This is a genomic window from Acidovorax sp. GW101-11A03 (genome assembly GCF_059424825.1).
In genome coordinates, this window is record NZ_JBWKZU010000009.1 from 1 (window position 1) to 20,617 (window position 20,617).

Here is a 20,617-nt window from a genome sequence, read left to right on the forward strand (position 1 = left end):
GAAGGGCAACGACGCAATGCGCGGCCTGGATGGCTTTCCCTCCGGGCTGACCCCGCAATGCGGCGTCTGCTTTGTCGCGTGGCTTGCCCATAGATGACTATGGGCTGCGCCCCGCTTCGCGCATCCATCCGCATTGCGGGGTCAGCGCGTGGGGGGATTGATTGATGACACGCCCTAGCTGCTTTCGGCTTCCGCCAAAGACGAAGCCTTTTGCTCCGCGCAGGGATCAGTAGGCGCCGGAGAGCAGCGCGCCTGCGTTGGGTACCCGCGTTTCCAGCCCCAGGCGCTTGAGCATGGCCCAGGTGGTGCATGCGGCGGCGGACACGACAGGAATGCCCAACTGGTCCTGTGCCATCTGCACGGACGCCAGCGAGGGCATCTGCACGCAGGCCGAGATCACCACCACGTCCACGCCGCGCGTGTCCAGCCGTTGCACCAGCTGGGCCGGGGCGGCGGGGTCCTGCGCGCCCACCTGCAGGTTGTCGGCAATTTCCAGCGACAGGCTGTCGTGCACGGCAATGCCCTCGTGCTCGATGTAGTCCACCACCAGCTGGGTCAGCGGCTTCATATAGGGCGTGAGCACCGACACCTTCTTCGCGCCCATGGCCTTGAGCCCTTCGATCAGCGCGCCTGCGCTGGACACCACGGGCGCGGGCTTGCCATTGGCCACGGTGACCTCGTGCAGCCGCTTTTCGGATGCGCGGTGGTAGCCCAGGCCCATGCTCATGATGGCCACGAGGCAGGCATAGCCCATCACGTCCATCTTGCCGTCCGACAGCTCCAGCGCGCAGCGGTCGGAGTCGCGGTCCATCGCGGCCAGCTCTTCCTTGGTGACCTTTTGCATGCGCATGCGGCTAGCGTGGAAGCTGAAGCGCTCGGGCAGGATCTGCTCGCGGGCGCGCAGCATGGCCGGGATCTCGGTCTCCATGGTGGTGTTGGAGCTGGGCACGATCTGCCCGATGCGGTAGGTGCGTTGCATGGTGGTCTTTCAGAAGTCAATGGGCAAAGCGCTGCCCGCCCGGCGCGCGGAGCGCCGGAAATGGGATCGCGCAGGGGATGTCTGTGGGCCGGTCAGTCGGCTTTGATACCGGCGGCCTTGATGGTCTTGGCCCAGTAGGCGGTTTCGGTCTTCACCAGCTCACCCAGCGCGTCTGGCGGCAGGTAGCGCAGTTCGATGCCCGCCGCGTCGGCGCGCTGGCGTGTCTCGGGCATGTCCAGCGCCTTCTTCACATCGGCTGTGAGCTTGGCCACCACGGCGGGTGGCGTGGCGGCCGGGGCGAACAGGCCCACCCAGGCTTCGAGCTTGAAGTCGGGCATGCCGGCCTCGGCCACGGTGGGCACGTTGGGAAGACCGGGGTGGCGCTTGGTGCCGGTCACGGCAAAGGCCTTGAGCTTGCCGCTGACCACATGCTGCATGACCGACGGTGGCGTGGTGATGAACACCTGCACCTGGCCCGCCAGCACGTCCGCCACCGCAGGGCCCGAGCCACGGTAGGGGATGTGGGTCATGAAGGTGCCGCTCTGCTGCTTGAAGATCTCGGTGCCGATGTGCGAGAGCGATCCGTTGCCCTGCGAGGCGTAGTTCACCTTGCCCGGGTTGGCCTTGAGGTAGGCGATGAATTCCTTGAGGTTGTTGGCTGGCACCGAGGGGTGGGCGGCAATCACGTTCGTGGCCACGGTGAGCAGTGCCACAGGGGCGAAGTCCTTGGCCTCCCAGGGCAGGCTGGGGGTGAGCGCCGGGTTGCCCACGTGGTAGGCCGAGTACGAGATCAGCAGGTTGTAGCCATCGGGTTTTGCGCGGGCCACGGCGCCATAGGCCACGTTGCCGCTTCCGCCTGCCTTGTTGTCGATCACCACGGGCTGGCCGATCACACGGGCCAGCGGCTCGTTGAGCAGGCGGGCCGAGGTGTCCACCACACCGCCGGGCGGGTTGGGCACGGTGAGCGTGATGGCTTTGCTGGGGTAGTTGTCTTGCGCCATGGCCAGGCTGGAAAGAGCGAGGGTGGCTGCCATCAGGCTGTGTGAAATCTTCATGGTTGTCTCCGCCGGTTTGTTGTGGTCTGGGCGTATTGTCGAAACGGCGGGGTTTACAGTCCAATATATTGTTGGTCTTGATTTAGACCGAGAAAGTATCAATGGAACTGCGCCACCTGCGTTACTTCGTCGCCCTGGCTGAAGAGCTGAGCTTCACACGTGCCGCGCAGCGCCTGCATGTTTCGCAGCCGCCGCTGAGCCTGCAGATCGCCCAGCTGGAACAAGAACTGGGCGCCCAGTTGTTCGTGCGCACCAGCCGGCGCGTGGAGCTGACGCTCGCGGGCCAGGCCTATCTTGTGGATGCACGCGCGGTTCTGGAGCGGCTGGACACGGCGCGCCAGCGTGTGGCGGCCATCGGCCAGGGGCAGGCCGGGCGCATCGAGGTGGGGCTGTCGGGCTCACATTTCCTCGGGCCGTTTCCGGCGGCGCTGGCGCGCTACCGGCAAAGCCACCCGGGCGTGGACGTGGTGCTGCACGAGATGCAGCCCTCGCTGCAGCAGGCGGCACTGCGCGACAAACGCATCGATGTGGGCATCTCGCGCACGGCAGTGAATGACGACCAGCTCGCCAGCACCCTGCTGTGGCCCGACCCTGTGGTCGCGGCCCTGCTGCCCGGCCACCCGCTGGCAGCGCGCAAGGCGCTGGCTTTGAAGGATCTGCGCAGCGAGCCCTTCGTGATGCTGCGCCGTGATTCATCGGCCCATGCCGAGCACATGGTGCAGTGCTGCGTACAGGCGGGCTTCGCGCCCCGCGTGGCGCAGACCACGGTGGAGCTGGCGGCCGTGCTGAGCCTGGTGGCGGCTGGGCTGGGCGTGGCCCTGGTGCCGTCGTCCCTGGGCATGCTGTTCGGGCCGCGCGTGGTGTTCAAGCCCCTGGGCGCCAAGGCACCGCGCGCCGATGTGCATGCGGTGCAACGGCGCGACGATCTGCTGGGCGTGGTGCCTGCCTTTGTGCGGGTGATGGCGGGCTGAAGGGGGCTCAGTGCCCCGCAGGCACCACACCAGCGGCACGCACGGGGATGCCGCTGCGCCGGTCCAGCACACCGCTCCAGTGCGTGAGGGCCAGCGACACCAGCACCACCAGCGCACCGATCCACGGCGTGTGCTGCAGGCCCCAGTGCGTCACGATCAGGCCCCCGGCCCAGGCGGCGCCCGCAATGCCCAGGTTGAAGGCGGCAATGTTCAGGCCCGACGCCACGTCCACCGCTTGCGGCGTGAAGCGCTCGGCCTGCTTGACCACATACACCTGCAGACCCGGCACATTGCCGAATGCCACGGCGCCCCACAGCAGCACGGTGCCCACAGCCAGCCAGGGGTGGGGCGCGGTGAACTGCAGCAGCAGCAACACGGCCGCCAGCAGCGCAAAGATGATGCGCAGCGCAGGAATGGGGCCCAGCCGGTCGGCCAGCTTGCCGCCCCAGAGGTTGCCCACAGCCACCGATACGCCATACACCAGCATCACCCAGCCCACTGCACTGGCACTGAAGCCCGAGATGTCGGTGAGGATGGGGGCGAGAAAGGTGAACGGAATGAAGGTGCCGCCGTAGCCAATGGCCGTCTTGGCGTACACCAGCAGCAGGCGGGGCTCGACCAGCACCTGGGCCTGCTGCAGCAGCGAGGCGGGTGGTGTGTGGGCCAGATGGCGCGGCACAAAAAGGGCGCTGCCGATGAACGACACTACGCCCAGCGCCGCCACGGCCAGGAAGGTCTCGCGCCAGCCGAAATGCTGGCCGATGAAAGTGCCCAGTGGCACGCCGGTGACCAGGGCCACCGTGAGGCCGGTGAACATGATGGCAATCGCGCTCGCGGCCTTCTCGCGCGGCACCAGGCCGGTGGCGATGGTGGAGCCGATCGAGAAGAACACGCCATGTGCGAGCCCGGTCAGGATGCGCGCGGCCACCAGCGTCTCATAGCTGGGGGCCTGCCAGGCCAGCAGGTTGCCGGCGGTGAACAGTGCCATCAGCGCCAACAGCAGTGCCTTGCGCGGCAGCTTGCCGGTGAGTGCGGTGAGTACCGGGGCGCCGACGGCCACCCCCAGGGCATAAAGGCTGACCAGCAGGCCCGCCGAGGGGATGCTGATGGAAAGGTCTGCCGCCACGGTGGGCAGCAGGCCAACGATCACGAACTCGGTCGTGCCGATGGCAAAAGCGCTGAGCGTCAGCGCGAGCAAGGCAATGGGCATGGGAGCACTCCAGTTTTCAGGCTTTCGGGCTGTGGAGTGTGGGCGTTTGGGTCTTGCAGAAAAAGATCGTTAAGTGCCATTGATAATTGATTTGAAATCAACAATCAGGCACCAGGAGCTCCCATGAAAACCACGCTGGAAGAACTGCAGGCCTTTGTGGCCGTGGTGGACGGCGGTTCGATCACGGCCGCAGCCGACACGCTGGGCCAGACCGTCTCGGGCATCAGCCGTGCGCTGGCGCGGCTGGAGAAAAAGCTGGACACCACGCTGCTGCGCCGCACCACGCGCCGCACCGAGCTGACGGAGGAGGGGCAGGCCTTTTTGCAGCGCACGCGCGCCATCCTGGCCTCCATCGACGACGCCGAGGAGCACATGGCCGCGCGCCGCCAGCAGCCCGCCGGCCGCCTGCGCGTGAATGCGGCCACGCCTTTCATGCTGCACGCCGTGGTGCCCCTGGTGCCGGCGTTTCGCAAGGCCTATCCGCAAATCACGCTGCAGCTGGACACGGACGAGACATACATCGACCTGCTGGAGCGGCGCACGGACGTGGCCATTCGCATCGGGCAGCTTCCCGACTCCACCCTGCACGCGCGCCCCCTGTGCACCAGCCGCCTGCGGGTGCTGGCCAGCCCTGACTACCTGGCGCGGACGGGCAGGCCCAAGAGCGTGGCGGACCTGGCACGGCACACGCTGTTGGGCTTCAACCAGCCCGAGTCGCTCAACCACTGGCCGCTGCGGGGCGCGCATGGTGATGCCTGGCCCATCGTGCCCAGCCTCACAGCATCGAGCGGCGAGACACTGCGCCAGCTCGCGCTGCAGGGGGTGGGCATCGTGTGCCTGTCGGACTTCATGACCGCTGGCGACCGCGCGCGCGGCGATCTGGTGCAGGTGCTGGTCAAGGACACGGTGGAGGTGCGCCAGCCCATCAGCGCGGTGTATTACCGCAACACGCAGCTGGCGGCACGCATCGCGTGTTTTCTGGATTTTCTGCAGGAGCGTCTGGGCTGAGCAGGCCTGCCTTGCAGGCCAGCCGTCAGCGCATCGCGCGCAGTTGTTGCAGGCGCTGCAGCACGGCGTCGATGACGGCGTTGGCGCCCTCCACATCGCAGCTCCACAGCATTTCCAGCAACTCGATCAGCGCGATGGCGTTGGTCTCCTGCAGCGCTGCGCGGGCGGCAGCCTGCAGGTCGTGCAGGTCCAGATCCTGAAGAACATCAACGGTCAATCCCATGGGGTGCTCCCTGTTTTTTTGAGGAGGCCCATGGTAGGTGCGTGGCGGCCAGGTGCCGGGCTGCGCGGCATGATCAAGATCAAGGGCGGATGAGAAACCCGGCGCCCTAGCCGTCAGCCGCGTGCCGGAATTGCCAGCCCCCGGGCCACCGCCGGGCGGGCCACGAAGGCGGCGAGCACGCGCTGCACCTCCTTGAACTGGTCAAACTCCACCAGGTCGCCCGCGCCGTAAAAGCCCACCAGGTTGCGCACCCAGGGAAGGATGGCGATGTCGGCGATGGTGTACCGGTCGCCCATCACCCACTGGCGGCCCGCCAAGCGCTCGTCCAGCACCTTGAGCAGGCGCTTCGATTCAGCGACATACCGGTCGCGTGGACGCTTGTCTTCATAGTCCTTGCCCGCAAACTTGTGGAAAAAGCCGAGCTGGCCAAACATGGGGCCCACACCACCCATCTGCCACATCACCCACTGCAGGGCTTCGTAGCGCCCGGCGGTGTCCTGCGGCAGCAGCTGGCCGGTCTTGCTGGCCAGGTACACCAGGATGGCGCCGGACTCGAACAGCGCCAGCGGCTTTCCATCCGGCCCGTTCGGGTCCAGGATGGCCGGAATCTTGTTGTTGGGGTTGAGCGAGAGGAATTCGGGCGAGGTCTGGTCGTTGGTCTCGAAGCTCACCAGGTGGGGCTCGTAGGGCAGGCCCAGTTCTTCGAGGGCAATCGACACCTTCACGCCGTTGGGCGTAGGCAGCGAATAGAGCTGCAGGCGGTCGGGATGCTGGGCTGGCCACTTGCGGGTGATGGCAAAAGCGGAAAGATCGGTCATGCGCGGTTCCTGAAAAGCCGAGGGAATCAAGAGAAGCTGCCAAGCGTACGCCCGCACGCGGTTTGGCGCAGGGGCGGGGCCATAATCCCGTCCCATGCAGATTCGCTTTACCAAAATGCAAGGCGCGGGCAACGATTTCGTGGTGCTCGACGAAACCCAGGGCCGTCTGGGGCTGTCTGCGGCGCAGTACCGCTTCCTGGCCGACCGCCACTTTGGCGTGGGTGCCGACCAGATACTCACCGTACGTCCCTCCCCGGCAGAGGGCATTGATTTCGAATACGTGATCCACAACGCCGATGGCGGCGAGGTGGAGCAGTGCGGCAACGGCGCGCGCTGCTTTGCGCGCTTTGTGCATGACAAGGGCCTGACCGGCAAGGACCAGATCCGGGTGCAGACCCAAAGCGGCGTGATCGCCCCGCGCCTCACGGCCGATGGCCGTGTCACCGTGGACATGGGGCGCCCCGAGTTCGACCCCGCCAAGGTGCCCTTTGATGCGTCCGGCCTAGTGCCCGTGGCGCAAGGTTTGGGGCAAAAATGGCCGTTACCGCCCGATGGTAAAGCGCTTTCAGCTATCGCTTTGGTAGCGGTTGTGTCCATGGGCAACCCCCATGCCGTACAGCTGGTGGACAACGTGGACACCGCGCCCGTGCAAGAAACCGGCCCCCTCATCGAAAGCCACCCGCGCTTTCCGCAGCGGGTGAATGCGGGTTACCTGCAGATCGTGGACCGTGCCCACGTGCGGCTGCGTGTGTTCGAGCGCGGCGTGGGCGAGACCCTGGCCTGTGGCACCGGCGCCTGCGCGGCGGTGGCGTCGGGCATCCGCCTGGGCCTGCTCGACCCCGAGGTGCAGGTGGACACGCGCGGCGGCCGCCTCACCATAGCCTGGAGCGGCCAGGCGGCCGATTCCGTTTTCATGACCGGCCCCGCCACCACGGTGTTCGAAGGCCAGATCGACGTTCCTGACACCCTCGTATGACGACCTCCCACATCCCACCGATCACCGAAGACGACATCGCCCAGTTTTTGACCAACACCCCCGGCTTCTTCGAGCGGCATGCCGAGGTGCTGGCCAGCGTGCAGATCACCAGCCCCCACGGCGCGCGCGCCGTGAGCCTGCAGGAGCGCCAGGCCGAGATGCTGCGCGAGAAGATCAAGGGCCTGGAGCAGCGCATCATGGAAATGGTGCGCAACAGCAACGAAAACGCGGCCATTGCCCACAAGGTGCACCAGTGGACCAGCAGCCTGCTGGAGGTGCGCGACCCGTTTGACCTGCCGCAGGCGGTGGTCGATGGCGTGCGCACCCTGTTCGACGTGCCCCAGGCGGCCGTGCGGGTGTGGGAAGTGGCTGCGCCGTACATCGACGCCGACTTCACCCAGGGCGCGAGCGAAGACGCGCGCGCGTTCGCCTCGTCGCTGACCATGCCGTTCTGCGGCCCCAACCTGGGCTTTGAGCCCGCAGGCTGGCTGGCGCAGGAAAGCGGCGAGCCCGCCCAGTCGCTGGCCCTGCTGCCGCTGCGCGCAGGCGCCATCGACAGCCCCACGCCCGCGTTTGGCCTGCTGGTGCTGGGCTCGCACGATCCGCAGCGCTTTGACGCCACCATGGGCACCGACTTCCTGTCGCGCATGGCCGAGCTGGCCAGCGCTGCGCTGCTGCGCCTGAAATGATGCCCCCCTGTGCGGCTGCGCCGCTTCCCCCTTGCGGGGGGGCGCCACCCCGGGCCCGGCGAAGCCGGTTCCACGGTGGCGCTGGCCTGGGGGCGCGCCCGTTGCTGGGGTAGTGCTCCATGCCCGACGCGCCGCCCACGCAGATCCCCGCAGACCCGCATGTCCTGCGCTACCTGGAGCATGTGCGCGTTGAAAAGCGGCTGGCCGCGCGCACCCTCACGCTCTACACCCTGGACCTGGAAAGGCTGGCGCAGCTGGCGGCGGCGGTGAACGTGCCGCTGCTGCAGCTCACGAGCGCCCACATCCGCCGCTTTGTGGCGCAGATGCACAGCGCGGGGCGCAGCGGGCGGGGCATTGCACTCATCCTCTCGGGCTGGCGGGGGTTCTTCACCTGGGCCGGGCGGCAGGGGCTGATCCCGCACAACCCGGTGCAGGACGTGCGCGCACCCAAGGCCCCCAAGCCCCTGCCCAAGGCCCTGGGCGTGGACGACGCCGTGCGGCTGGCCGAGTTTGACAACACCGGCGCCGACCCCTGGCTGGAGGCGCGCGATGCCGCCATGGTCGAGCTGCTGTACGGCTGTGGCCTGCGCGTGGGCGAGCTGGCTGGACTGGATGCCATCCCCAACGCCGACACCCATCGCCTGGGGCGCGGCTGGGTGGATCTGCAGGCGGGCGAGGCCCATGTGTTTGGCAAAGGCAGCAAGCGCCGCAGCGTGCCGGTGGGCCGTGCCGCCACGGCTGCGTTGCAGGCCTGGCTGGCCCTCCGCGCCACGCCGTTTGGCGGTGAGGGCGCAGCGCGGCTCGATGCTGCACTGTTTGTGGGCCAGCGGGGCGCGCGGCTCACGGCGCAGGCCATCTGGCTGCGCCTGCGCCAGCGCAGCCAGCAGGCCGGGCTGACCACGCCGGTGCACCCGCACATGCTGCGCCATTCATTCGCCAGCCACCTGCTTCAAAGCAGCGGCGACTTGCGTGCGGTGCAGGAGCTGCTGGGCCACGCCAACATCACCACCACGCAGGTCTATACACGGCTCGATTTCCAGCACCTGGCCAGGGTGTATGACGCGGCGCATCCCCGCGCTCGCCGGAAGAAGCCAGGCGGCTAAAGGCCGCCGCGGCCGGACACGCCGGGGCGCGTCAGGCCGCAGCGATGCCCGCCGGGCCGTGGCCCAGCAGGTTGCGGCGCGAAGGCTGGTGGGGCAGGGCGGCGCGGTGTTCATACACCTCGGGCAGCTTGAAGGTGGCCACGGTGTCCACCAGTTCCCCGGCCTGGTGGTTCAGGCTGGCGGCGGCAGCGGCCATCTCTTCGACCAGGGCGGCGTTCTGCTGGGTGGCCTGGTCCATCTGGGTGACGGCTTCGCTGATCTGGTCCATGCCCTCGCTCTGCTCGGTGCTGGCGGCGCTGATCTCGCCCATGATGTCGGTCACGCGGCGAATGGAGGCGACCACTTCGTTCATGGTCTGCCCGGCGCGGTCCACCAGGGCGGTGCCTGCTTCAACGCGCTCCACGCTGTTGCCGATCAGGCCTTTGATCTCGCGCGAGGCCTCGGCCGAGCGGCTGGCGAGCACCCGCACCTCGGTGGCAACCACGGCAAAGCCCCGGCCCTGTTCCCCGGCGCGGGCAGCTTCCACCGCCGCGTTGAGCGCCAGGATGTTGGTCTGGAAGGCGATGGAGTCGATCACGCCGATGATCTCGGTGATCTTGCTGCTGCTGTCGTTGATGTCCTTCATCGTGCGCACCACGTCGGCCACCACCGCGCCGCCCTGCATGGCAATGGTGGTGGCGCTGTGTGCAAGCTGGTTGGCCTGGCGCGAGCTGTCGGCGTTCTGCCGCACGGTGGCATTGAGCTGTTCCATCGACGCAGCGGTTTCCTCCAGCGCGCTGGCCTGCTCCTCGGTGCGGGACGACAGGCTGTTGTTGCCCTGGGCAATCTGCTCGGACGCGCTGGCCACGTTGACCGAACTCTGGTGCACCATGGCCACCATCGCCACCAGGCTGTCCTGCATGCGCTTGAGCTGGGCCATCAGGCTGGTGGTGTCACCGGGCTTGAGGTGGATCGCCACCGTGAGGTCGCCATGCGCCACGCTGCGTGCCAGCGCGGCAGCGGTGCCGGGCTCGGTGCCCAGCTCGCCCACGATGCTGCGCGCCACCAGGGTGCCAAAACCCAGGGCAAACAGCACACCGCCTGCAATCGCCAGGACCACAAACAGCCGGGTATTGGCGTACGACACCACGGCCTGGTCGTATTCCTTGCGGGCCGTGTCCAGCTGCACCTGCACCAGCGCGCCTAGCACGTCCTGCAAGGGGTCGAGCGCGGGGTACATCTCTTTGGCGGCATAAGCGGTGAGGCCTGGCAGGTCCTTGCGGCCGATGAGTTCCTCCAGGGTGCGCACGGCACCGTCGGCCTGGGGCTGCAGCGTCTTGAACTGCGCGGTCAGACGCACCTCGTCGGCCACCAGCTCGGTGGCCAGGTAGGCGCTCCAGTTGTCGCTGATCTCTTTTTTGGCCTTGGCGATGGAGTCCAGCCCCTGCTGGGGCGTGAAGGCGCCGTCCCGCACCTTGTGGGCCGTGTCCACTACGTTCACGGCGTAAGCGTCGGACACCAGCTTGATCTGCTTGAGGGGTACCACCCGGTCCTGGTACACGGTGTTCAAGCCCGCGTTGGCGCGTTGCATGCCCGCCAGGCCCACGCTGCCGATCACGGTGGTGAGCAGGCACAGCGCTGCGAGCAGCAGCGACAGGCGGGTAGAAATTTTCAGCTGCTTGAAGTTCATGGTGAACGCCCTCCTTGGTAAAAAGACCGCTGTCCCCACCGTGGACCGGGGGCCATGTCGCGCTTGTGACGCGTCAGAAGCTTTCCCAGTTTGCGTCGCCCCCGCTTGCAGTTGCCAGCGCAACGGCTGTGGGCTTCAGGGCGGTGGTGGTACGGGGCCGGTGGCCCAGGGCGGGGCGTGGGGTGTCGTGCTTGCCCACCATCGGACGGGCCGCGGCGCGCGGCTGCGCGGCCTGCGGGGTGTGCTGAGTGTGGGCCAGTGCTTTTGTCCGGGAGGGCGGTGGCAGGGCCGTGGTTTCGTCCTGGGCTGAAAGGCGGAAGGTGGCCACCGTGTTCACCAGATCCGTGGCCTGGTGGTTGAGGCTGGCTGCGGCAGCGGCCATTTCTTCGACCAGGGCGGCGTTCTGCTGGGTGGCCTGGTCCATCTGTGTGACGGCCTCGTTGATCTGGTCCACTCCCTGGCTCTGCTCGGTGCTGGCAGCGCTGATCTCGCCCATGATGTCGGTCACGCGGCGGATGGAGGCGACCACTTCGCTCATGGTCTGCCCGGCGCGGTCCACCAGGGCGGTGCCTGCTTCCACGCGCTCCACGCTGGTGCCGATCAGGCTCTTGATCTCGCGCGAGGCCTCGGCCGACCGGCTGGCGAGTATGCGCACCTCGGTGGCCACCACCGCGAAGCCCCGGCCTTGTTCACCGGCGCGGGCGGCTTCCACCGCGGCGTTGAGCGCCAGGATGTTGGTCTGGAAAGCGATGGAGTCGATCACGCCCACGATGTCCGCAATCTGGCGGCTGCTTTCATTGATGTCTTTCATCGTGTGGACCACCTCGGCCACCACGCTGCCGCCCTGTGCGGCCACTTCGCTGGCGCTGCGCGCCATGGCGTCGGCCCGCTGTGCGTTGTCGGCGTTGTTGCGCACGGCGGTGTTGAGTTGCTCCATGGACGCGGCGGTTTCCTGCAGCGCACTGGCCTGCTGCTCGGTGCGGGCCGAAAGGTCGTTGTTGCCTTGGGCAATTTCGGCCGATGCGTTGGAGACGCTGTCACTGTTGTGCCGCACCTGGCCCACCAGATGCACCAGCGATTGCTGCATCTCCAGCAGGGCCTTGAGCAGCTGTGCGGTTTCGTTGGTGCCCCGGTAGGTGATGGGCAGGCTCAGGTCTCCGGCGGCCACGGCGCGCGCGGCATCCACGGCGCGGCGCAGGGGCTCGGTGGTGGAGCGGACGATGCGCAGGCCAATCACGGCGCCCGCGATCAGGGACAGCCCCGTAAGCGACAGCACAAACACATTCATGGTGGACACAGCGGCCACCGCCTCGGCCTGGGCGTTCTTGGCCAGCGACTCCTGGTAGGCGATCAGCCTGTCCAGCGCCTCAAAGTAGGTGGCGCGTGGCGCCGCCATGGCACCTGTGAGGATGGTCCGGGCCTCGTCCAGCTGACCCGCGTTGGCCAGTTCGGAGTAGCGTTGCAGTTGCGCTGCATAGTCGCTGCGCGCACGCTGGGTCTCGGCCAGCGCGGCCTTGCCTTCGGGCGAAGTGATCTGCTGGCCCAGGGTATCGAGGAGTTGTGTGATCTCTTGCCGCTTGCTGTTGACCAGGGCCTGGTGGCGCTGCAGGTTTTCGGGACGGGTATCCAGCAGCATCTGCGTGAGGGCCAGTTCCACAGCCGTCACGTCTTCCTTGGCCACGTGCAGGTTCAGCACCTTGGGGAAGCGATCGTCGATGATGGAGTGGAAGGCGTTGTCCGCGCGGTGGGCCAGCCCCATGGACAGCGTGCCCATGATGCCAATGAGCAGGCCCATCAGGCCGAAGCCCAGTGTGAGCCGGGTAGAAATCTTCAGGTCGTTGAAGTTCATGGTGTGCAGTTCCTTGTAGGTTGTGCTGCAGCTCAGTGGCAGGCAGCAGGTGTACCACTCGCCACAGAATTGGCAAGAAATTTTTCGATATCGAGCAGGATCAACATGCGCTGGCCGACCGAGCCAATGGCCAGCAGATGCTCGGGGGCGATGTCGCCACGCAGGGCGGGCATGGGGCGCATCTGTTCACGCTCCAGCGTGAGCACGTCAGAGACGCCGTCCACCACCGCGCCCACCATGCGCTGGCCGATGTTCAGCACGATCACGACCTTGAGGGGGTCGTATTGCACGGCGGTTTGCCCCAGCTTCAGGCGCAGGTCGATGATCGGAACGATCACGCCGCGCAGGTTCATCACGCCCTGGAGTTCGCCTGTGGCATTGGCGATGGTGGTGGGCTTTTCGTACGAACGGATCTCCTGCACGCGCAGGATGTCCACCCCGTATTCCTCGTTCCCGATCTTGAACGCCAGGAACTCGCGGAGGCCGGTCATCGTGGCCTGGGCGGTGCCGGGCGCAGGTGCCAGTCGGGTGGCGGGAATTTGGGTGTGGGTCGCAGGCATGGTTTTTTGATAAAAATGATAATTTCAGCAATTCTAACTATGGGCAATCATTTTTGTCAAATAAATAGATTGTAAATTGATAAATTCAGGAGAGGCAGCGCACCGCCAGCTGTTGCAGGGCTTGGTGGGTTTGGGAGGCTGCATCGCTGTTTTTGCGCGGCCCAGGGGGTGAGGCGGGCTCCCAACCCGCACAATCCGGGGCATGAAAACCCTTCGCCTTCGCCCTGGCAAAGAGCGCTCGCTCTTGCGCCGTCACCCCTGGATCTTTGAATCGGCCATCGCCAAAGGCGGCGGCGACAGCGGCGAGACCGTGCGTGTGGAGTCGCACGAGGGCCAGTTCCTGGCCTGGGCGGCTTTCAGCCCCAGCTCGCGCATCCGTGCGCGGGTGTGGAGCTTTGACGAGGCGCAGCGCATCGATGCTCCGTATTTCATAGCTGCTTGCGCACGCTCCATCATCGCCAGAGCCCGTTTTGATGTGCAAAGCGACGGCGTGCGCCTGGTGCACGGCGAGTCCGACGGCCTGCCCGGGCTCATCGTGGACCGCTATGGCGACACGCTGGTGGCGCAGTTCACCAGTGCGGGCACCGAGCGCTGGAAAGGCGTGATTGCCGATGCGCTGCTGCGCGAGACGGGTCTGACCAAGTTGTACGAGCGCTCGGATGCCAGCGTGCGTGCGCTGGAGGGCCTCCAGCCCGCCACCGGCTGGCTGCGCGGCGGGCCCACGGGGGCGTTGGGCGACGGCGAAGGGCCGCCGCTGGAGCTCACCATCCAGGAACACCAGTGGCGCCTGACCCTCAACATCGCCGAGGGCCACAAGACCGGCTTCTACCTGGACCAGCGCGACAGCCGCAAGCGGTTTGCCGATTACGCGCAGCGCCTGGGCTTCAAGCATGTGCTCAACTGCTTCTGCTACACCGGCGGCTTCAGCGTGGCGGCGCTGGCGGGCATGCGCGCGGCAGGCACCGTGGCCGACGGGCATGTGACCTCCATCGACTCTTCGGGCCCGGCCCTGGAGCGCGCCCGCGCCCATGTCGCGCTCAACGGTTTTGATCCGAACCGGGCCACCTTCCTCGATGCCGACGTGAACGCCTCGCTGCGCCAGTTCCTCAAGGAAGGCCAGCGCTTTGACGCCATCATCCTGGACCCGCCCAAGTTTGCGCCCACGGCGGCGCACGCCGAGCGCGCCGCGCGCGCCTACAAGGACATCAACCGGCTGGCGCTGCAGCTGCTATCGCCCGGCGGCGTGCTGTTCACCTTCTCCTGCTCAGGCGGCATCAGCGCCGACCTGTTCCACAAGATCGTGGCCTCGGCCGGGGCCGATGCGGGCGTGGACGGCTTCATTCTGGAGCGCCTGGGCGGCGCGCCCGACCACCCGATGACGCTGGAGTTCCCGGAAGGGGAGTACCTCAAGGGCCTGGTCGTGATGCGCAAAGGGTGAACCCGGCAACGCCCGGCAGGGGCTTGACAGCCTCGGTACACTGAAAAAACGCCCCCTGTGCGGGGCTCTGCAGCCTGCGGCACCGGGCTGCAGCGCAAGTATTTGACCCCCTTGAAAGACAGATTTATGGCACTGATCCCCGTCACCATCCTCACCGGCTTCCTGGGCTCGGGCAAAACGACGCTGCTCAAGCGTCTCTTGAGCGAAGCCCATGGCCAGAAGATTGCCGTGATCGAGAATGAATTCGGTGAAGAAAACATCGACAACGACATCCTCGTGACCGAGTCCAAGGAGCAGATCGTGCAGATGAGCAACGGCTGCATCTGCTGCACCATCCGCGAAGACCTGCGCGAAACCCTGCAGCTGCTGGCCGCCAAGAAGCGCAAGAACCTGCTGGAGTTCGACCGCATCGTGATCGAGACCACGGGCGTGGCCGACCCGGGCCCCGTGGCGCAGACCTTCTTCATGGACGAAGAAATCGCCGAGACCTACCTCATCGACTCCATCATCACCCTGGTGGACGCCAAGCATGCGCCCCAGCAGCTCAATGACCGCCAGGAAGCGCGCCGCCAAGTGGGCTTCGCGGACCAGATCTTCCTGTCCAAGACCGACCTGGTCAGCGCCGAGGAAACCGATGCGCTGATCCACCGCCTGAAACACATGAACCCGCGCGCGCCTATCAAAGCCGTGCATTTTGGCGAAGTGCCGCTCAAGGAGGTGCTGGATCTGCGCGGCTTCAACCTCAATGCCAAGCTGGACATCGACCCGGACTTCCTCAAGGAAGAAGAGCACGGCCATGACCGCCATGATCACGACCATGAACATGGCGAGCACTGCAACCACCCCTCGCACCAGCACGACCATGGGCATGGCCACCACCATCACCATGACGACGATGTGAAGAGTTTTGTGTACCGCTCGGAGCGCCCTTTCGACCCGGCCAAGCTCGAAGACTTTCTCGGGGCGATTGTCAACATTTATGGCCCGCGCATGCTGCGCTACAAAGGCGTGCTTAATATGAAGGGCACCGAGCGCAAGGTGATCTTCCAGGGTGTGCACCAGCTCATGGGCAGTGACCTGGGCCCCCAGTGGGCGGAGGGCGAGCCACGGGTGAGCAAGATGGTCTTCATTGGCATCGACCTGCCCAAGGACATCTTCCTGCAGGGGCTGGAGCAGAGCCTGGTCTGACCCCCTTCGCCGGTGTCGGGGCGTCGATTCGGCCCGATCTGTGTTGTATCCGCAACGTTTCTGTTTGCGTCAGCCCAGGTCGATACAATCGCGCCCCGGTAAAACCACCCAAGGCTTGCCACCAGTCCCGGGCCGTGAGAGCGGCCAAGGGCCCGCCCGTACAGCGAGGAGACCAGGAAGTGAAAGCCGACACCAGCAAACCCAAGGCGGCCACGAAGGCAACCAAGCCCGCCGCTGCAGCCCCTGCGGCGGCGCCCAAGCCAGCCGCCAAAGCCGCTGCGGCCAAAGTGGCAGCAGCTGCACCCAAAGCGGCAGCGGCCCCCAAAGCTGTTGTGGCCAAGGCGGCCAGTCCCGCTGTGGCAGCACCGGCGCCCAGCCCTGCCGCACCGGCCGAGTTGCAGGTACCCGTGCGCACAACCCGGCCTTCTTCCCGATTGGCCCAATTGACCGTACCATCCATGGCACAGGCAGTGGCGTCCACCGCTGCCAAAGCCAGTTATCTACATACCATGCCCACGACCGCGCAAGCGCAGCCTACTTTCACGGCTGCCAAAAAAGACCCCAAGCTGGCGAACAACTGGAAAACCAAGTCCGCCGCCGAGCTGACCGACGCTGAAGTCATGGCCATGCCCGACAGCGAGTACATGAACGACAAGCAGATGGCGTTTTTCCGCCTCAAGCTCGTTCAGCTCAAGCAGGACATCCACAACAGCGCTGGCGAAACCACCGAACACCTGCGGGAAGACACCGTGGTGGTGCCCGACCCGGCCGACCGCGCCACGATCGAGGAAGAGCATGCCCTGGAATTGCGCACCCGCGACCGCGAGCGCAAGCTGCTCAAGAAGATCGAACAGTCCATCGCCCGCATTGACGCTGGCGACTACGGCTACTGCGACGAGACCGGCGAACCCATCGGTGTGGGCCGCCTGATCGCCCGTCCCACGGCCACCCTGTCGCTGGAAGCGCAGCAGCGCCGCGAACTCAAGCAGAAGATGTTCGGAGACTGATCGGGCCCTACGGCCTGATGACGATCATCGCTGCGCACTCTCCCCTGTACCCTGAGCCATGAGCAAGGAAGAAACCACCCCCGGCGGCCTGCTATCGAAGGTGGTTCGGTTCGTGAAGAATCCCACGGTCAACTGGACGGAGCTGGACTCCATCCAGGATGACCGGGAAAGCCAGTACAGCAAGCAGATGCTCAAGGAGATGATCGAGCGCAAGCGCCGCAACGACTTTGTGCGGCGCCGCGAGTTCGATCAGCTGCGCAAGCTGCGCCAGCGTGAAGTGTTGCAAGGCCAGCGCGTGGAAGACGCTGCCGGTCGCCCCTCGTTTTTTCAAAGCAGCATGGCCTCGCCCGACGAGCGCGCCGTCACGCTCAAGAAGATCGACGAGATCGAGGCGCAGATGTCGCAGCAGTGGTGGAAGAGCAAGCAAGGGGCCGATGCGCCCACCCAACCTGGTGTGATGCCCGAATCCAGCGCGGAGCCCTCCGACTCCGCGCATGCCCGGGCCTATGCCCCCACGGCCCCCGGCAGCCTGCCTGCGCCGCTGGACAACAAGGCCGCAGTCCAGCCGCTGTTTGCCGACGACAGCATGGCCATTGGCAAGTTTGGCGGCACCGATGCACAGATGCTCGGGGGCAGCCACCAGCCTGTCGAGGCGTCCTTCAGCCCTGCGGCCCCAGCGGCAGCGCCCGCGACCGCATTCGAACCGGAGGAATTCGTGCACGAACCCGATCTAGAAGAAGCCGCCATCCGGTTTGCCAACGGTGACCATGCGGGTGCAGAGTCTGGCCTGCTGGATGTGCTGGCCCAGCACCAGCAGGACGAGCCCGAGCAGCAGCTCGAAATCTGGATGACGCTGTTTGACCTGTACCGCGCCACCGGGCAACACGACCGTTTTGATGCGCTGGCCATTGACTTTGCGGCCCAGTACAGCCGCTCGGCCCCCCTGTGGTTCTCGATGCCGGAGATGCTCGGGATGGCGGCAGCGGCCGCGCCCGCTGCGGCAGAGGCCGCGCCAGCGCCCGGCATGCGCCGTGATTTCAGCTGGAATGCGCCCCCGACCCTGGCGGTGTCATCGGTAGCAGCCCTGCAGGCCTCGCTGGCGCGCGCTGCCTCCCCCTGGACGCTGTCCTGGTCGCGCCTCACCGGCATCGACGAGGCGGCGGTGCCCCTGTTGGCGGACCTGGTCTCGCAGTGGTCCGACCGCGAAGGCCAGCTGGTGTTTTCAGGGGTGGAAAAGCTCAATGCCCTGCTTGACGCCAAAACCCAGTCCGGCGACCGGTCCAACAGCCCTGAGTGGTGGCGTTTGCGCATGGCCATGATGCGGCTCATGGGCAAGCCCGACGAGTTCGAGCTGGTGGCGCTGGACTACTGCGTGACCTACGAGGTCTCGCCCCCGTCCTGGGTGTCGCCGCGTTGCGGATATTCCGACAACGAAGGTGTGTCCTCCGGTGCCGCGCCCCTGGCGGCCGACAGCGACTTCATGGCCTCCGACCTGGGGGAGCTGTCCGCGCCCGCACCGCTGGAGTCGGGGCCTGTGGCCCAACTCAGTGGCCACATCGACGGCGATGCCACGCCACTGCTGCAGCCCTTCGAGGCCTTCCTGCGGCCTGGCGTGCCCCTGACCATTGCCTGCGACAAGCTCATCCGCGTGGATTTTGCGGCGGCAGGCTCGGTGCTCAACTGGGCGGCCGAGCAACAAGGCCATGGCCATGTGGTGCAGTTCCACAACCTGCAGCGGCTGGTGGCGATTTTCTTCAACGTGATCGGCATCAACGAACACGCCTGGGTGGTTCCACGCAAGAATTGACGGGCCGCTGGCTTGCAAACGGTGGCCGTGCCCCCACTTGCGCGGCTATGGAAAATCACAGCGAATCCCCGGTGTTCCACGGCACCACCATCCTCAGTGTGCGCCGCCAGACGCCCACAGGCATCCAGGTCGCCATTGGCGGCGACGGCCAGGTCACCCTGGGCAACATCGTGGTCAAGGGCACGGCGCGCAAGGTGCGCAAGCTCTATCACGGCAAGGTGCTGGCGGGTTTTGCGGGGGCCACGGCCGATGCCTTCACGCTGTTCGAGCGGTTTGAAGCCAAGCTCGAAAAGCACCAGGGCCACCTGACGCGCGCGGCCATCGAACTCACCAAGGACTGGCGCACCGACCGTGTGCTGCGCCGTCTCGAAGCCATGCTGGCCGTGGCCGACGCGAGCGCCTCGCTCATCATCACCGGCAATGGCGACGTGCTGGAGCCCGAGCAGGGCATCGTGGCCATCGGCTCGGGCGGCGCCTACGCGCATTCGGCTGCCAAGGCGCTGCTGGTGAACACCGATCTGTCCGCGCAGGAGATCGTGAAGAAGTCGCTCGAAATCGCGGGCGAGCTCTGCATCTACACCAACATGAACCACACCATCGAAACGCTGTAAGGCGGCGAGGTGCGTTTACTCACATTTTGATAGCTGTTTGCGCTTATCCATTGCGCGCAGACGGCTGATTTTTGCTTTGAATTTGAAGGCAGGCCCCGCATGTCCTCCATGACTCCTCAGGAAATCGTCTCCGAACTCGACCACCACATCGTGGGCCAAGCCAGCGCCAAGCGCGCCGTGGCGATTGCGCTGCGCAACCGCTGGCGCCGCCAGCAGGTCGAAGGCAGCCTGCGCCACGAGATCACGCCCAAGAACATCCTCATGATCGGACCCACTGGCGTGGGCAAGACCGAGATCGCGCGGCGCCTGGCGAGGCTGGCCGATGCGCCCTTCATCAAGGTCGAGGCAACCAAGTTCACGGAAGTGGGCTATGTGGGCAAGGACGTGGATTCCATCATCCGCGACCTGGCCGAAATGGCCGTCAAGCAGACGCGCGAGGCGGAGATGAAGAAGGTGCGCATGCGCGCCGAAGATGCCGCCGAGGAGCGCATCCTGGACGTGCTCATCCCGCCCGCCCGCGCCGCCACCGGCACCGAGCCCGCGGCCGACAGCACCGCCCGGCAGGTGTTCCGCAAGAAGCTGCGCGAAGGTGCCTTGAACGACAAGGAGATCGAGATCGATGTGGCCGAGGCCCGCGCGCCGCTGGAGATCATGGGCCCGCAGGGCATGGAAGAAATGACCGAGCAGCTGCGCGGCATGTTCAGCCAGATGGGCCAGGACCGGCGCCGCGCGCGCAAGCTCAAGATCGCGGAAGCGCTGAAGCTGCTCACCGATGAAGAGGCTGCCAAGCTCGTGAACGAGGAAGAGATCAAGACCCGCGCGGTGGCAAACGCGGAGCAGAACGGGATTGTCTTCATCGACGAAATCGACAAGGTGGCCGCGCGGCAGGAAAGCAGCGGCGCGGACGTGTCCCGCCAGGGGGTGCAGCGCGACCTGCTGCCGCTGGTGGAGGGCACCACGGTCTCCACCAAGTACGGCATGATCAAGACGGACCACATCCTGTTCATCGCCTCGGGCGCGTTCCACCTGTCCAAGCCCAGCGACCTGATCCCGGAGCTGCAGGGGCGTTTCCCGATCCGTGTGGAGCTGGAGTCGTTGTCGGTCCAGGACTTCGAGGCCATCCTCACGCAGACCCATGCCTCGCTGGTCAAGCAGTACCAGGCGCTGCTGGCCACCGAGGGAGTCACGCTGGAGTTTGCGCCCGAAGGCATCACCCGCCTCGCACACATTGCCTTCGAGGTGAACGAGCGCACCGAAAACATCGGTGCGCGCCGGCTGTCCACCGTCATGGAGCGCTTGCTTGACGAGGTCAGTTTTGATGCGGCGCGCCTGTCGGGGCAGACGGTGACCGTGGATGCGGCTTACGTGGATGCCCGCCTGCAGACCCTGAGCCAGGACGAAGACCTGTCGCGCTACATCCTGTGACGATACGGCCCAGCCTTGAGAGGTCACTTTC

19 protein-coding genes are annotated in these 20,617 nt (G+C 66.2%); 11 read left to right on the forward strand and 8 right to left on the reverse strand.

The annotated features are described in order from the left end of the window. Positions 1-226 precede the first annotated feature (226 nt). On the reverse strand, positions 227-979 hold the full coding sequence (locus tag AC07Z7_RS06030) for a maleate cis-trans isomerase family protein (RefSeq protein ID WP_494765663.1): 753 nt from the start codon (positions 977-979) through the stop codon (positions 227-229). A gap of 92 nt (positions 980-1,071) precedes the next feature. Continuing rightward, positions 1,072-2,034, reverse strand: a complete 963-nt coding sequence (locus tag AC07Z7_RS06035) for a Bug family tripartite tricarboxylate transporter substrate binding protein (RefSeq protein WP_494765664.1) — start codon at positions 2,032-2,034, stop codon at positions 1,072-1,074. Between the two features lie 101 nt (positions 2,035-2,135). On the opposite strand from AC07Z7_RS06035, the gene AC07Z7_RS06040 reads away from it, so the two are divergent. Further along, positions 2,136-3,005: a LysR substrate-binding domain-containing protein gene (locus AC07Z7_RS06040; RefSeq protein ID WP_494765665.1), complete on the forward strand. Its 870-nt coding sequence runs from the start codon at positions 2,136-2,138 to the stop codon at positions 3,003-3,005. A gap of 7 nt (positions 3,006-3,012) precedes the next feature. Here the strand turns inward: AC07Z7_RS06040 and AC07Z7_RS06045 are convergent, their stop codons facing one another. Beyond that, positions 3,013-4,215: an MFS transporter gene (locus tag AC07Z7_RS06045; RefSeq protein ID WP_494765666.1), complete on the reverse strand. Its 1,203-nt coding sequence runs from the start codon at positions 4,213-4,215 to the stop codon at positions 3,013-3,015. Positions 4,216-4,338: 123 nt separating this feature from the next. Here AC07Z7_RS06045 and AC07Z7_RS06050 point away from each other — a divergent pair, with 123 nt between their 5' ends. Continuing rightward, positions 4,339-5,223, forward strand: coding sequence for a LysR substrate-binding domain-containing protein (locus AC07Z7_RS06050; protein ID WP_494765667.1), 885 nt, complete (start codon positions 4,339-4,341; stop codon positions 5,221-5,223). A 25-nt stretch (positions 5,224-5,248) separates the two neighbouring features. On the opposite strand, the gene AC07Z7_RS06055 is transcribed toward AC07Z7_RS06050, so the two are convergent. Further along, the gene (locus AC07Z7_RS06055) at positions 5,249-5,446 is read right to left on the reverse strand and encodes a hypothetical protein (protein ID WP_494765668.1); all 198 of its coding nucleotides are present in this window, start codon (positions 5,444-5,446) and stop codon (positions 5,249-5,251) included. A 113-nt stretch (positions 5,447-5,559) separates the two neighbouring features. Next, on the reverse strand, positions 5,560-6,264 hold the full coding sequence (locus tag AC07Z7_RS06060) for a glutathione S-transferase N-terminal domain-containing protein (protein ID WP_494765669.1): 705 nt from the start codon (positions 6,262-6,264) through the stop codon (positions 5,560-5,562). Positions 6,265-6,358: 94 nt separating this feature from the next. Between AC07Z7_RS06060 and dapF the strand changes: the two genes are divergently transcribed. From dapF to AC07Z7_RS06075, 3 genes are all read left to right on the forward strand, one after another. Further along, positions 6,359-7,240, forward strand: a complete 882-nt coding sequence (gene dapF / locus AC07Z7_RS06065; protein WP_494765670.1) for a diaminopimelate epimerase — start codon at positions 6,359-6,361, stop codon at positions 7,238-7,240. Further along, entirely contained in the window at positions 7,237-7,929 is a 693-nt protein-coding gene (locus AC07Z7_RS06070; protein ID WP_494765671.1) for a DUF484 family protein, read from the forward strand. Before dapF ends, AC07Z7_RS06070 begins: the two co-directional genes overlap by 4 nt. 119 nt (positions 7,930-8,048) lie before the next feature. Beyond that, the gene (locus AC07Z7_RS06075) at positions 8,049-9,032 is read left to right on the forward strand and encodes a tyrosine recombinase XerC (protein ID WP_494765672.1); all 984 of its coding nucleotides are present in this window, start codon (positions 8,049-8,051) and stop codon (positions 9,030-9,032) included. Positions 9,033-9,063: 31 nt separating this feature from the next. Here AC07Z7_RS06075 and AC07Z7_RS06080 read toward each other — a convergent pair whose 3' ends face one another. The 3 genes from AC07Z7_RS06080 to AC07Z7_RS06090 all read right to left on the reverse strand — a co-directional run bounded on the left by AC07Z7_RS06080 (position 9,064) and on the right by AC07Z7_RS06090 (position 13,110). Beyond that, positions 9,064-10,701: a methyl-accepting chemotaxis protein gene (locus tag AC07Z7_RS06080; protein ID WP_494765673.1), complete on the reverse strand. Its 1,638-nt coding sequence runs from the start codon at positions 10,699-10,701 to the stop codon at positions 9,064-9,066. A gap of 73 nt (positions 10,702-10,774) precedes the next feature. Then, entirely contained in the window at positions 10,775-12,550 is a 1,776-nt protein-coding gene (locus tag AC07Z7_RS06085) for a methyl-accepting chemotaxis protein (RefSeq protein WP_494765674.1), read from the reverse strand. A 32-nt stretch (positions 12,551-12,582) separates the two neighbouring features. Then, positions 12,583-13,110 carry a chemotaxis protein CheW gene (locus AC07Z7_RS06090; protein WP_494765675.1) on the reverse strand — a complete coding sequence of 176 codons (528 nt, stop codon included), beginning with the start codon at positions 13,108-13,110 and terminating at the stop codon, positions 12,583-12,585. 202 nt (positions 13,111-13,312) lie between these two features. Between AC07Z7_RS06090 and AC07Z7_RS06095 the strand changes: the two genes are divergently transcribed. The 6 genes from AC07Z7_RS06095 (at position 13,313) to hslU (ending at position 20,586) form a co-directional block, all read left to right on the forward strand. Next, positions 13,313-14,548 (forward strand): class I SAM-dependent rRNA methyltransferase, encoded by a 1,236-nt coding sequence (locus AC07Z7_RS06095; RefSeq protein ID WP_494765676.1) that lies wholly within the window; start codon positions 13,313-13,315, stop codon positions 14,546-14,548. A 126-nt stretch (positions 14,549-14,674) separates the two neighbouring features. Beyond that, positions 14,675-15,736: a CobW family GTP-binding protein gene (locus AC07Z7_RS06100; RefSeq protein WP_494765677.1), complete on the forward strand. Its 1,062-nt coding sequence runs from the start codon at positions 14,675-14,677 to the stop codon at positions 15,734-15,736. A 179-nt stretch (positions 15,737-15,915) separates the two neighbouring features. Next, complete coding sequence (gene dksA, locus AC07Z7_RS06105; RefSeq protein ID WP_094288671.1) at positions 15,916-16,743, forward strand: RNA polymerase-binding protein DksA; 828 nt, start codon at positions 15,916-15,918, stop codon at positions 16,741-16,743. Positions 16,744-16,801: 58 nt separating this feature from the next. Further along, a complete protein-coding gene (locus tag AC07Z7_RS06110) occupies positions 16,802-18,550 on the forward strand; it encodes an STAS domain-containing protein (RefSeq protein ID WP_494765678.1) in 1,749 nt (582 codons plus the stop codon). A gap of 47 nt (positions 18,551-18,597) precedes the next feature. After that, a complete protein-coding gene (gene hslV, locus AC07Z7_RS06115; RefSeq protein ID WP_094288667.1) occupies positions 18,598-19,161 on the forward strand; it encodes an ATP-dependent protease subunit HslV in 564 nt (187 codons plus the stop codon). Between the two features lie 99 nt (positions 19,162-19,260). Next, the gene (gene hslU / locus AC07Z7_RS06120; RefSeq protein WP_494765679.1) at positions 19,261-20,586 is read left to right on the forward strand and encodes an ATP-dependent protease ATPase subunit HslU; all 1,326 of its coding nucleotides are present in this window, start codon (positions 19,261-19,263) and stop codon (positions 20,584-20,586) included. Positions 20,587-20,617 lie beyond the last annotated feature (31 nt).